This is a genomic window from Microbulbifer taiwanensis (assembly GCF_014904815.1).
GTDB lineage: Bacteria > Pseudomonadota > Gammaproteobacteria > Pseudomonadales > Cellvibrionaceae > Microbulbifer > Microbulbifer taiwanensis.
In genome coordinates this window covers 59431-71689 of sequence record NZ_JACZFR010000016.1, presented here as the reverse complement: position 1 = coordinate 71689, position 12259 = coordinate 59431, and the positions used below count along the sequence as shown (strand labels likewise).

General features: G+C 61.4%; 10 protein-coding genes. 2 read left to right on the top strand and 8 right to left on the bottom strand.

Annotated features, from left to right (window positions below; genetic code table 11):
• Positions 1 to 16: 16 nt before the first annotated feature.
• The 7 genes from nuoC to IG627_RS05975 form a co-directional block, all read right to left on the bottom strand.
• Positions 17 to 1822, bottom strand: coding sequence for an NADH-quinone oxidoreductase subunit C/D (gene nuoC / locus IG627_RS06005; RefSeq protein ID WP_193191027.1), 1806 nt, complete (start codon positions 1820 to 1822; stop codon positions 17 to 19).
• A 63-nt stretch (positions 1823 to 1885) separates the two neighbouring features.
• Positions 1886 to 2533, bottom strand: coding sequence for a NuoB/complex I 20 kDa subunit family protein (locus IG627_RS06000; protein WP_193191026.1), 648 nt, complete (start codon positions 2531 to 2533; stop codon positions 1886 to 1888).
• A 9-nt stretch (positions 2534 to 2542) separates the two neighbouring features.
• Positions 2543 to 2983 carry an NADH-quinone oxidoreductase subunit A gene (gene ndhC / locus IG627_RS05995; protein WP_377483578.1) on the bottom strand — a complete coding sequence of 147 codons (441 nt, stop codon included), beginning with the start codon at positions 2981 to 2983 and terminating at the stop codon, positions 2543 to 2545.
• 388 nt (positions 2984 to 3371) lie between these two features.
• Positions 3372 to 6146 carry a valine--tRNA ligase gene (locus IG627_RS05990; RefSeq protein WP_193191025.1) on the bottom strand — a complete coding sequence of 925 codons (2775 nt, stop codon included), beginning with the start codon at positions 6144 to 6146 and terminating at the stop codon, positions 3372 to 3374.
• Between the two features lie 133 nt (positions 6147 to 6279).
• Positions 6280 to 7221, bottom strand: a complete 942-nt coding sequence (locus IG627_RS05985; RefSeq protein WP_193191019.1) for a hypothetical protein — start codon at positions 7219 to 7221, stop codon at positions 6280 to 6282.
• A gap of 28 nt (positions 7222 to 7249) precedes the next feature.
• The gene (locus tag IG627_RS05980; RefSeq protein WP_193191017.1) at positions 7250 to 7672 is read right to left on the bottom strand and encodes a DNA polymerase III subunit chi; all 423 of its coding nucleotides are present in this window, start codon (positions 7670 to 7672) and stop codon (positions 7250 to 7252) included.
• Between the two features lie 143 nt (positions 7673 to 7815).
• Positions 7816 to 9282: a leucyl aminopeptidase gene (locus IG627_RS05975; protein WP_193191014.1), complete on the bottom strand. Its 1467-nt coding sequence runs from the start codon at positions 9280 to 9282 to the stop codon at positions 7816 to 7818.
• 187 nt (positions 9283 to 9469) lie between these two features.
• Between IG627_RS05975 and lptF the strand changes: the two genes are divergently transcribed.
• A complete protein-coding gene (gene lptF, locus IG627_RS05970; RefSeq protein ID WP_193191012.1) occupies positions 9470 to 10600 on the top strand; it encodes an LPS export ABC transporter permease LptF in 1131 nt (376 codons plus the stop codon).
• The gene (lptG, locus tag IG627_RS05965; RefSeq protein ID WP_193191009.1) at positions 10593 to 11654 is read left to right on the top strand and encodes an LPS export ABC transporter permease LptG; all 1062 of its coding nucleotides are present in this window, start codon (positions 10593 to 10595) and stop codon (positions 11652 to 11654) included. Before lptF ends, lptG begins: the two co-directional genes overlap by 8 nt.
• Positions 11655 to 11693: 39 nt before the next feature.
• Here lptG and IG627_RS05960 read toward each other — a convergent pair whose 3' ends face one another.
• Complete coding sequence (locus tag IG627_RS05960; RefSeq protein ID WP_193191007.1) at positions 11694 to 12182, bottom strand: RDD family protein; 489 nt, start codon at positions 12180 to 12182, stop codon at positions 11694 to 11696.
• Positions 12183 to 12259: the final 77 nt, after the last annotated feature.

Sequence of the window (12259 nt, the reverse complement as noted above, 5' to 3'; positions counted from 1 at the left end):
TCCTCAGCCAATCACATCAGCGGTCCACGTCCGCCATTACAAAATCGATGCTGGCGATAATTGCAATCAGGTCGCCGACCAGCAGGCCCCGCGACATCAGTGGGATCATCTGCAGGTGCGGGAAGGACGGTGTGCGAATCCGGTTGCGGTAGGCATTGGTGCCGCCGTCACTGACAATCTGGTAGCTGTTCAGTCCCTTGGTGGCCTCAATCGGGACGCAGACCTCGCCGACGGGCATGACCGGGCCCCAGCTGTTGTTGACGAAGTGCTGGATCAGCGTCTCGATATCCTGCATGGTGCGCCCCTTGCGCGGCGGTGTGGTCAGGGGATGATCCGACTTGTAGGGTCCCGACGGCATATTGTCGAGACACTGGCGAATGATGCGCAGGCTCTGCCAGATCTCCTCTTCCCGCACCCGGCAGCGGTCGAAGCAGTCGCCGCCGTCGTGGGTGGGAATATCGAACTCGAACTGGTCGTAGCCGCTGTAGGGCCGGCGCTTGCGCAGGTCCCACTCGAGCCCGGTGGCCCGCAATCCCGGGCCTGTAATACCCCATTCCAGCGCCTCTTCGGTGTTGTAGACACCGATACCGCGGGTGCGCTTTTGCAGCAGCCTGTTTTTGATCACCATGCCCTCGTACTCGCGCAGGCGCGCGGGCATGTAATCCAGGAACTCGCGGATCATCCTGTCCCAGCCCTGGGGCAGATCCTGGGCTACACCGCCGATTCGGAACCAGGCCGGGTGCATGCGCCCGCCGGTAATCGCCTCGACGATGCCGAATAGTTTTTCCCTGTCTACAAACATGTAGAAGACCGGTGACATCTGCCCCACGTCCTGGGCGAAGGTGCCGTAGAAAACCAGATGGCTGGCGATGCGGAACAGCTCGCACATCATTACCCGAATCGTCTGCGCCCTCGCTGGTACCTGTATACCCGCCAGCTGCTCCAGTGCCAGCACATAGGGCAGGTTGTTCATAACCCCGCCCAGGTAATCGATACGATCCGTATAGGGCACATAGGTGTGCCAGGCCTGGCGTTCCGCCATCTTCTCCGCGCCGCGATGGTGGTAGCCGATATCCGGAACTGCGTCGACTATCTCCTCGCCGTCCAGTTGCAGCGCAATGCGGAAGACCCCGTGCACGCTGGGGTGGTTGGGGCCGAGGTTCAGGAACATGAACTCGGCGCTATCGCTGGCGCGGGCCATGCCCCAATCTTCGGGCTTGAACAGCAGCGCCTCCTGCTCCGCCTGTTGTTTTTCCGGCGTGAGGGTAAAGGGGTCCACTTCGGTGGCGCGGGCGTGGTGATCCTTGCGCAGAGGGTGTCCCTGCCAGGTGGGTGGCATCATGATGCGGCGCAGGTTGGGGTGTCCGGCAAATTCGATTCCGAACAGGTCCCATACTTCCCGCTCGTACCAGTTGGCATTGGCCCACAACTCAGTCGCGGATGGCGCGCTCAGGCGTGATTCCGACAGTGCCACCTTGATGCGCACAAACAGGTCCCGCTCCACTGATAGCAACTGGTACACCAGGGTGAATTCGCTCTCGGGCTGTTTGAGCTCGCCCTCGCCGCGATTGATCCGCAGACGCTCGTCGATGGCGGTCAGATCGTAGAGCATCGCGAAGGGACGGGAGATCGACGATTTCAGGAAGCGCAGCAGTGGCAGCAGAGACTGTTGGTCTATCCACAGGGTGGGCATATCCAGACAGTCCGGCTGCAGCCAGTAGTTGGCGTGGTCGTATTCCCTGCGCAGGTCGCCGATAAAGGCTTCCGCCTCCGCTCTGTAGGGAGTTGCTTTGTAAACGCTTTGCGCGATTACGCCTGTCATAGGGTTTTCCGATGTTATTTTATTCTCCCCTCTACCATATGCGGGAGAGGGACTGATCATTGGCTAGACGGTATCCGGCGCGCGCAGTTTTTCCGCTTTCATACGCTCTTCGCGGGCCTGGTCGCGGAGGCTGGGGCGCTCTACCTGCCGGGGGCCGTGATCGTCCACTACCCAGCTGAGGCCGCGTCGCTCGCTGGCGACGGTTTTCTGCAACAGCGTCAGCCCCTGCATCAACGCTTCCGGCCGCGGCGGACATCCGGGCACATAGACGTCCACCGGCAGGAAGCGGTCCACGCCCTGGACCACGCTATAGATGTCGTACATGCCGCCGGAATTGGCGCAGGAGCCCATGGAAATGACCCAGCGCGGCTCCATCATCTGTTCGTAGAGACGCTGCAGAACCGGGGCCATTTTTATGAATACGGTGCCGGAGATGACGATCAGGTCGGCCTGTCGCGGTGTGGCGCGGATGACCTCGGAGCCGAAACGGGAGATATCGTGGCGGCTGGTAAAGGCGGTGGCCATTTCCACGTAGCAGCAGGAGAGACCGAAATTGAAGGGCCACAGGGAGTTGGCCCTGCCCCAGGCCACCAGGTCTTCCAGCTTGGTGAGCAGGATATTTTTTTTGACTTCCTCGGAGAAAATCTCTTCCTCTGTGCGCCTACCGCTCGCTGCAATCAGGTCGTCCGCTTTGGTTAACTGCCAGCGCATGGTGCTTCCTTATTTGTTTTTGTTTCTGCTTTCCCCGCCTTCCATCAGGCTCTTCTGCTTCCCGCCCCAGTCCAGCGCGCCCAGGCGCCATAAATAGACCAGTCCGGCCAGCAGTATCACGATGAATATGGCTGCCTCAACAAAGCCCAACAATCCGGTTTCACGGAAGGCGATGGCCCAGCTGAAGAGGTAAATGGCTTCCAAGTCGAAGACAATGAAAAGAATGGCGACCAGGTAGTAGGTGACAGACAGGCGCAATCTCGCGTTGCCCTGGGAGACGATGCCGGACTCATAGGGTTCGTCGGTGGCGGCATCGCGGCGGCGCTGGCCCAGGAAGTGCGACAGGCCCAGCATCAATGCAATCAGTGCAAAAACAGCAAGGCAGTAAACAATCAGTGGCCACAGTTGTGCAAATTGGACGGCCGGGTCGAACTGGGTTGGGTAGTTCAACTTCTCTCTCCCCGATCTGCTGGTGGGCTTCAGCCCGGGTTCATCACTGATACAACGGCGTAAAAAAGGAACCTCTGATTCGGTGTTGGGTTTAGAGTCAGTACCGTCGAGGCGGAAACAAATTGACGCGAATTTTCTTTTTATGCTTTAACGTTGGCGCGAGAATTATTTGGTGCGCGATAAAAAGCGAAACATTGCCTGATTTATAAATCTTTGACGGGGATAGCGCCAGTCAGGGTAAGGAACGATTGCTTCTTAGCTAAATTGTTTTTATGCGTGTAGCTTCTGTGACAATGGGCGTCACAGGGGTGGGTTCAGTGGCAGTTGAATACGAAAAAAGGGGCGCTGGGCCCCTTTCTAACTGAGTTGTGGGAGCGTATCCGCGCCATCAAAGCTTGCTGATTTCCTCCAGTTGTAGCTGTAGTCGCGCCTGCGCACCCTGCATATCGGCGAGCTTGTCTTTTTCCTTGTTGACTACCTCAGCCGGCGCCTTGTCGACAAACTTGGGGTTCTTCAGCTTGCCTTCCACCCGGCCCAGCTCTTTCGTCAGTTTGTCGATTTCCTTCTGCAGGCGCGCGCTTTCCGCCTGCACGTCGATCAATCCGGCCATGGGTACCAGCAGTTCCATTTCACCGACCAGGGCGGTGGCGGAAGCGGGTGCGGACTCGCCGGCTTGCAGCCAGGTGATGGACTCGAGGCTGGCGAGCTTGCTCAGCAGGCCGCGGGCCTGCTCCAGCAGTTCCCTGTCGCGGTCGGAACCGTTGCGCAGTATCAGCGGAATCTTCTTCGCCGGGGAGATATTCATCTCGCCGCGAATATTGCGCACACCTTCGATCACCTGCTTCAGCCAGGTGATGGCCGCTTCTGACTCAGCATCGATTCTGCGCTCGTCGGGCTCCGGGTAGGGCTGCAGCATGATGGTATCGCCGGCCGCGCCGGCCAGTCCCTTGACCCGCTGCCAGATCTCCTCGGTGATAAACGGCATCAGCGGGTGCGCCAGGCGCAGCACCGTCTCCAGCACGCGGATCAGTGTGCGGCGTGTGCCTTTCTTGATCGCATCCGATGCGCTCTCGTCCCAGAGTACCGGCTTGGACAGTTCCAGGTACCAGCTGCAGTACTCGGCCCAGATAAAGTCGTACAGGGCCTGGGAGGCCAGGTCGAAGCGGTAGCTATCCATTGCCTCGCGCACGGTTTTCTCGGTTTTCTGCAGCTGGGAGATGATCCAGCGGTCGGCCAGGCTCAATTCGAAGTCGTCGCTGCCGTCCTGCCCGCAGTCGTGGCCGTCGCAGTTCTGCAGCACATAACGGGATGCATTCCAGATCTTGTTGCAGAAGTTGCGGAAGCCCTCGATGCGGCCCACGTCGAACTTGATATCGCGGCCGGTGGAGGCCAGCGAATAGTAGGTGTAGCGCAGTGCGTCGGTGCCGTAGGCGGCGAGGCCCTCGGGGAATTCCTTGCGGGTCTGCTTTTCGATCTTATCTTTCAGGTGCGGCACCATCATGCCGGCGGTGCGCTTCTGCACCAGGCTCTCCAGGTCGATGCCGTCGATCAGGTCGATGGGGTCGAGCACATTGCCCTTGGACTTGGACATCTTCTGCCCGTGGCTGTCCCGCACCAGGCCGTGTACATAGACGGTGTGGAAGGGTACTTCCTTCTTGAAATACAGGGTCAGCATCATCATGCGCGCGACCCAGAAGAAGATGATATCGAAGCCGGTCACCAGCACCGAGGTCGGGTGGAATGCGGCCAGTTCCGGCGTTTCCTCGGGCCAGCCGAGCGTGCCGAAGGTCCACAGGCCGGAGGAGAACCAGGTGTCGAGCACGTCGTCGTCCTGGCGTAGGGCGACGTCGGCGCCGAGGTTGTGCTTCTGGCGTACATCGTCCTCGCTACGGCCGACGTAGACATTGCCGTCGTTGTCGTACCAGGCGGGGATGCGGTGCCCCCACCACAGCTGGCGGGAGATGCACCAGTCCTGGATGTCGCGCATCCAGGAGAAGTACATATTCTGGTAGTTGTTGGGCACGAAATTGACGCGGCCGTCTTCCACTGCCTTGATAGCGTCTTCCGCCAGCGGCTGGGTCTTCACGTACCACTGGTCGGTGAGCCAGGGCTCGATGACTACACCGGACCTGTCGCCACGCGGCACCTTCAAGGTGTGCGGCTCGACTTTTTCCAGCAGGCCCAGCGAGTCCAGGTCGTCGACCACCTGGGAGCGGGCGGCGAAGCGCTCCATGCCGCGGTATTTCTGCGGTACGGCGTCGTTCAGGTTGGCGTCCGCGTCGAGGATATTGATCATCTCGAGGTTGTGGCGCTGGCCCATCTCGTAGTCGTTGAAGTCATGGGCCGGGGTGATCTTGACGCAGCCGGTGCCGAATTCGCGGTCGACATAGTCGTCGCCGATGATCGGTATCTCGCGATCGGCCAGCGGCAGCTTGATGGTCCTGCCGATCAGGTGTTTGTAGCGTTCGTCTTCCGGGTGCACCGCCACGGCGGTGTCGCCGAGCATGGTCTCCGGGCGGGTGGTGGCGACCACCAGGTGGCCGGAGCCGTCCGCCAGCGGGTAACGGAAGTGCCAAAGGTGGCCCTGTTCCTCTTCGTTGAGCACTTCCAGGTCGGAGATGGCGGTGTGCAGTTTTGGGTCCCAGTTCACCAGGCGCTTGCCGCGGTAGATAAGGCTGTCCTCGTACAGGCGCACGAAGACTTCCTGCACCGCCTTGTAGAAGCCGTCGTCCATGGTGAAGCGCTCGCGGGACCAGTCGGGGCTGGCGCCCAGGCGGCGCAGCTGGCGGGTGATGGTGCCGCCGGACTCTTCCTTCCACTCCCATACTTTCTTGATGAACTTGTCGCGGCCCAGCTCGTGACGGGACTTGCCTTCCGCAGCCAGCAGCCGCTCCACTACCATCTGGGTGGCGATGCCGGCGTGGTCGGTGCCCACCTGCCACAGGGTGTTGTCTCCTTGCATGCGGTGGTAGCGGATCAGGGCGTCCATGATGGATTCCTGGAAACCGTGGCCCATATGCAGGCTGCCGGTGACATTCGGCGGCGGGATCATGATGCAATAGGGATCGGCCTGGGTGTCGCCGTTGGGCTTGAAATAGCCGTTTTCTTCCCAGGTCTTGTACCACTGCTGTTCTATGGCGTTGGGCTGGTATGTCTTGTCCATGCGGGTGGAAAACCTTGTGTTGACTGACTGCGGGCGCCGGCCTCGCCAGCACAGAATAGTGCGGCAATCCATCTGGCTGCGCCAAAAAGGCGGGAATTATACCGCCCGGGTCAGGGCGGCAAAAGGGAAGGGTTCAGAAGGTTTCCAACTCGTCGACCATCGCTTCGATGCGCGCACGCAGCTGGCGCTCCAGTTCCGGCAGCTGCTTGGCCACCAGGCGATCGATCAGTTGCTGGCGCTGGAGCTCGCGCTCGGCGGTGCCGGTATCGGTCTCTTCCCGGGGATCTGCTTCGGCGACCTCCAGGCCTTCTGTCGGCTCTGGCTCCGGAACGGGTGTTTCTTCCGTTTCTGGTCCTGCGCCTGTATCGAGCGCCTCCTCCGGGATAATGGATTCCCGGGCGGGGACTTCCGGTGGGCGGTCCTCGGTTTTCGGCACCCGGCCGCCGGTCAGGCGCGCGCGGATATGCGCGGGCAGGAAGGGGTTTTCCACCGCGGGCGCTGCGGCTGGCTGGTCGAAGAGTTCCTGCTGTTGTTCCTGGCTCTTTTCCCCGCCGGACGCATCGCGATCGACCGACTGGGGCAAAGAGGGGGCGCTGCTAGGGGCTGAGGGTTCTTTCCTTGTGGCTGAGGGCTCTTTCCTTGTGGCTGAGGGCTCTTTCCCTGTGGCTGAGGGCTCTTTCCCTGTGGCTGAGGGCTCCTTCCCCGTGGCTGAGGGCTCTTCCTTCTGGGCGGCGGGGTGCAGGTTTTCCAGCGGGCGCAGCAGCTTGCGGTCGGATTCGTTGAGTTCAGCCCGGTAATCCTCCGCCAGCTCCTCGTCCACGGGAGAAAAGAGGATGGGCAGGTCGATTTCGTCCAGGGGGGGCTGCGTTGCCGGGCGCAACTTCTTATTGTCCGCTGTGGGTGCCGGCGCAGTTGCCTTATCGGACGAGGGTGACGCAACCTGGTCGAGCAGGGGTATATCGCCGAGGTCGTCGCTGCCTAACAGGTCGCGCAGGGAGTTCAGCTCGTCGAGCAGTTCTTTGGACTGCCCGCGCTGGTGTCCGCGCTGCTTGTTTTTGTTCTTTCGACCGGACATGGCTGTGTGAGCGCCTGCTTACTGAGGATCAACGGATATTGTGGGATTGTAACGGATATCCGCGATCGCGAAAGTGGCCGAAGCGCGATCGCGAGCGCGCCAGTGCTTCGGGTTGCTGTACGACGACTTCCGCCAGGCGCTCGAAGCGACTGAACCAGCCGGGCACTTCACTGCAAAGGTTGATCAGCAGGCCGTGGTGCAGACCCGGGTCCTCGCCACAGTTGATCTCCACTGCGGCGCCCTGTTCGGCGTCCTGGGGGGCGTGGGGGACAAAACTGTCCTCGCGGAAGGTCCACAGCATCCGGTCCAGCTGCCCGGCCCTTTCCCGGTCGTCCACCGCCAGCAGTACCCGCAGGCCGGCGCGGTAGGCCTTTTCCGCCAGGCGACAGGCAAAGGTATCGGCTTCCCGGGACTGGTCGGAGGAGAGTACGTAGAAATCTATACGGGTCATTTTTGTATCAATGTAGTTGGCAACTGGATCTGGAAAAGAGCTTGGACCTGAATACATCTACTCCGTAGGGTGCGTCGTGCGCACCACTGGCGTCGCGGTGCGCGCGGCGGACCCTAGGTGAGTGGCAGGTCAAGAGAGCCCTATTATTTGCCCAGCAGATACTCCACCAGCAGCGGCACCGGCCGCCCGGTCGCACCCTTGGCGGCGCCGGAGTTCCAGGCGCTGCCGGCGATATCCAGGTGGGCCCAGTTGTAGTCCTCGGCAAAGCGGGCCAGGAAGCAGGCCGCGGTCACCGAGCCGGCCTCGCGACCGCCGATATTCTGCATGTCGGCAAAGTTGGAATCCAGCGACGACTGGTACTCGTCCCACAGGGGCATCTGCCAGGCGCGGTCGCCGGTGCGTTCGCCGGCAGCGAGCAGTTCCTGGGCCAGCTTATCCTTGTTGGCGTAGAGGCCTGTGGCGTGGTTGCCCAGCGCGATCACACAGGCGCCGGTGAGGGTGGCGATGTCGATCACCGCTTTGGGCTTGAATTTGGCGGCATAGGTCAGTGCGTCGCAGAGCACCAGGCGGCCCTCGGCGTCGGTGTTGAGTATCTCGATGGTCTTGCCGGACATGGAGGTGACTATGTCGCCGGGCTTGCTGGCGCGGCCGCTGGGCATATTCTCCGCCGCCGCCACCAGGCCGACCACGTTGATGGCCGGCTGCAATTCCAACAGGGCATTCATCACTCCGAAGACGCTGGCGGCACCGCACATATCAAACTTCATTTCGTCCATCTGCATGCCGGGTTTGAGGCTGATGCCGCCGGTATCAAAGGTGATGCCCTTGCCCACCAGCACAATGGGCTTGTCGCCCGACTTGCCGCCCTTGTAGTTCATGGCGATCAGCGCCGGCGGCTCATCGCTGCCCTTGGCCACGCTCATGAAGGCACCCATGCCGAGGGACTGCATCTTTTTGGCGTCCACCACGCTGGTAGTCAGTTTTGTGTGTTTTTTCGCCAGCGCACGAGCTTCGGACGCCAGGTAGTTGGGAGTGCAGATGTTGCCGGGCAGGTTGCCCAGTTCCCGCGCCACATTGCTGCCGACAGCCTGTGCTGCGCCTGTCTCCACGCCGCGCTGGATGGTCTTGAGCGCTTTGCGTTCCGGCGCGTGTACGGTGAATTTGGCCAGCGGATAGCCCTCGGCTCCACTCAGGCAGCGGGTGAATTTGTAGGCGGCGAGTCCGGCGGCCAGGGCCAGCTGCTGGGCCTGCCAGCCGCTGTCGGCGTCGGTCACCTGCAGTTCCGTCAGGTAGCTGGTGGCATCCTTGAAGCCCTTGGCGGCGTTGGCGCTGGCGCCGGCCAGCTTGCGGAATTCCGCCTGGCTGAGTTTGCCCTTGCCGCCGCGCACCAGCAGTGCGCGCTCCGCCGGGCCATCCACCAGGTTTAGTGACAGGGTGCTCGCCAGCTTGCTGCCCAGGTCGCCGCGCTTCAGCACCTTGCCGATAACGCCGCTGCTGGCCTTGTCGAGGGCGTCGCCGCTGGCGCTGAGGCGGTTCCTGGTGTCGACCGGGATGATGGCACAGGCGCTGCGCTGTTTGCTGATATCGGAGACCTTGGCAGAGAACTGCATAATTCCTTTTCCTTTCATTTAAAACTGAATCAATGCCTCTGAGCCGAGACATTGCAAATAAATTTGGAGATAATGCGCCGCACAAGTTTAACCCGGCTTATGCTGGATTGCTGTAGCCTGCGGGAAACTTGCTCATTTTTGAACCAGAATTCTCCACACCGCCGTCGCCAAGGAATTCATTCGCCCTGTGATTATCTTCCGCTACCTCTGCCGCGAGCTGCTTTATGCCACGCTGGCAGTCAGCGCTGTCCTGCTGCTGATGGTGATGAGCGGCCGCTTTGTGAAATACCTGGCCGAGGCGGCTGCCGGTGATCTCTCCGCCAATATCCTTTTTTCCCTGATGGGGTATCGCCTGCCCGGCTTCCTCGAGCTGGTGCTACCACTGGGGCTGTTCGTCGGGATACTGCTCGCCTACGGGCGCCTGTATATCGAGAGTGAGATGACGGTGCTGCACGCCTGCGGTTTCAGCGAGCGGCGGCTGCTGACTTACACACTGGCCCCGGCTTTTATGGTGGCCCTGGTGGTAGCGGCAATGAGTCTCTATTTCTCACCGACCGGTATGGAACGCTCTTCCGGGCTCCTGACCGCGGACAAGTCGCGCAATGAATTCGATCACCTGGTGCCGAAGAAGTTTGTCGCCACCGAAGGTGATCGGGCTGTCTATTACGCGGATTCCCTCAGCGAAGACAAGTCCACCATGCGCGATGTGTTTCTCGCCGAGCTGGGCTCCTCCCGCGCGGAAACCGAGACGGAGCAGCAGATCGTGATCCTGGCCAAGGAAGGTGTGCAGCAGATAGATCCGGATACCGGTATGCGCTACCTGGTGCTGCGCGATGGCTACCGCTATGAGGGCGTTCCCGGGCAGCGCGACTACCGCCTGATGCAGTTTTCCAGTTACGAGGTGCAGCTGGAGATTCCCGAGACACGCAGCCGCTGGGGCGACCGGATGGAGTCGACCTCGACCTTCGACCTGTGGCGCAGCGGCTCGCCACAGGAGCGCGCCTTCCTGCACTGGCGCTTCAGCCTGCCGGTCCTGGTGATGGTGGTGGCGGTGCTGGCGGTGCCGCTGTCCCGCACCAACCCACGGCAGGGACGCTATGCCAAGATGATCCCGGCGGTACTGCTCTATCTCGCCTACCTGATTATTCTCCTGCGCGTGCGCGGCGCCATCGAGGACGGCAAGATTGCCAACCCGGCGGCCATCTGGCTGGTACACCCGCCATTCCTGATCCTCGGTCTTTTCCTGCTCGGCGGGCGCAACTGGGGGCGGCGTCCAAAGCGCGTTGCCGCAAAGGGCGGGGAGGCGAAGCGTGCTTAAGCTGGATATCTATATCGGTCGAACGGTGGCGCTGGCCATCGGCGCCGTGCTGTTGATCCTGCTCGGGCTGGACGTGATTTTCGCGATGATCGACCAGCTGGAAGAGCGTGAGGGCGGCTACCAGTTTGCTCAGGTGATCCAGTATGTGGGCTGGACACTGCCGGAACGGCTGTACGAGCAGCTCGGTTTTTCCGCGCTGGTGGGCTGTATGGTGGGGCTGGGTACCCTGGCCGGCACCAGTGAGTTGACGGTGATGCGCGCTGCCGGCATGTCTATCGGGCGTATCGCCTGGGCGGTGATGAAGCCGGTGATTCTGTTGATCGTGATGGGACTGGGGCTGGCGGAATTTGTGATTCCGCAGACCAACCAGGTGGCGGAGAGCCGCAAGGCCATGGCGATGGGAGAGCTGGAGGCAGGCGGTCTGGAACAGGGGCTATGGATAACGGATAGCGGCGAGTTCGTGCATTTCAATGCGGCGCTCCCCGGTGGCGAACTGTACGGAATTACCCGCTACCGATTTGGCGGCGACCGGGAGCTGCAGCGGGTCGAGTTCTCTGAGCGCGGCCTATTCGATGGCGAGCAGTGGATTCTGGAGAACAGCCGCACCACCTCTTTTACCGCCGATAAGTCGATGAGTGAAGAGACGCAGCGCAGTGAATGGCAGACAGATATTTCGCCGGATCTGTTTTCCCTGGTGGTGCCGCTGCCATCGGACCTGTCGCCGCGCAACCTGTGGGCTTACGGCAAATTCCTCGACCGCAAGGGCGAGGATTCCGGCCGTTACTGGTTACAGTTCTGGAAGAAGTTGTTGCAGCCACTGACCATCGCCAGCCTGGTGATGGTTGCCATCTCCTTTATCTTCGGCCCCCTGCGCGAGGTGACCACTGGCCTGCGTGTATTTACCGGCGTTATCGTCGGCATTGTGTTCCAGACATTGCAGGATATGCTGGGGCCGTCATCTGTCGTATTCGGTTTCCCGCCCTTTATCGCCGTGCTGCTGCCGATACTGCTGTGCTTTGCGGTGGGTTGGCTGCTGCTGAAACGCGCCCGCTAGCGCGGCGGGTGCGCTTCCGGACGGTGCGCACGGCGCACCCTACTTCTTCTTGGGGAGTAACCGCACTTCCGAATCGGAAGCAAGGTCGTGCCAGCTGGCCCTGTCCGCGCGGGTCCAGGCCCAGAAGTAACCCAGGCCCAGGCAGGCCAGGGAAACGGGGGCGGTCAGCGCCCGCAGCGCGCACTGGCGCCAGCTGAGCTGTACGCCTTCGGGGTTCGCCAGCAGCAGGCGCCAGGCGCGCATGCCGATGGTCTGGCCCGCCGCGCGCCAGGACCACACGAAGTAACCCGCGATCACCGCCACTGCGCCCAGCTGAAACAGCGGGCCGCTGACGCAGGGGTTGTAGTCCATCTGGTCCGGCTGGCAGTTCAGGCCAACCACCGCGGATGCTGCCAGCATCGCCACAAAACCGTACACCATCAGCAGACCCATGATGATCAGCGCGTCATAGACCAGCGCGGCCAAGCGCCTGCCGACGCCGGCGACAGGCAGTTGGGAAAAGGAAGTCGGGGTGTTCGAGGTGCTCACGGCAATCTCCGCCAGATTAGAATGGCGGAGATTCTAACAAACAGCGAATAGAGGAAGGAGTGGGCTCTCGGCCGATA

Coding starts and splice junctions, on each gene's coding strand:
- IG627_RS05990 (WP_193191025.1), bottom strand. CDS start 6,146: ATGGACAAGACATACCAGCCCAACGCCATAGAACAGCAGTGGTACAAG.
- IG627_RS06000 (WP_193191026.1), bottom strand. CDS start 2,533: ATGCGCTGGCAGTTAACCAAAGCGGACGACCTGATTGCAGCGAGCGGT.
- nuoC (WP_193191027.1), bottom strand. CDS start 1,822: ATGACAGGCGTAATCGCGCAAAGCGTTTACAAAGCAACTCCCTACAGA.
- IG627_RS05985 (WP_193191019.1), bottom strand. CDS start 7,221: ATGTCCGGTCGAAAGAACAAAAACAAGCAGCGCGGACACCAGCGCGGG.
- IG627_RS05975 (WP_193191014.1), bottom strand. CDS start 9,282: ATGCAGTTCTCTGCCAAGGTCTCCGATATCAGCAAACAGCGCAGCGCC.
- IG627_RS05980 (WP_193191017.1), bottom strand. CDS start 7,672: ATGACCCGTATAGATTTCTACGTACTCTCCTCCGACCAGTCCCGGGAA.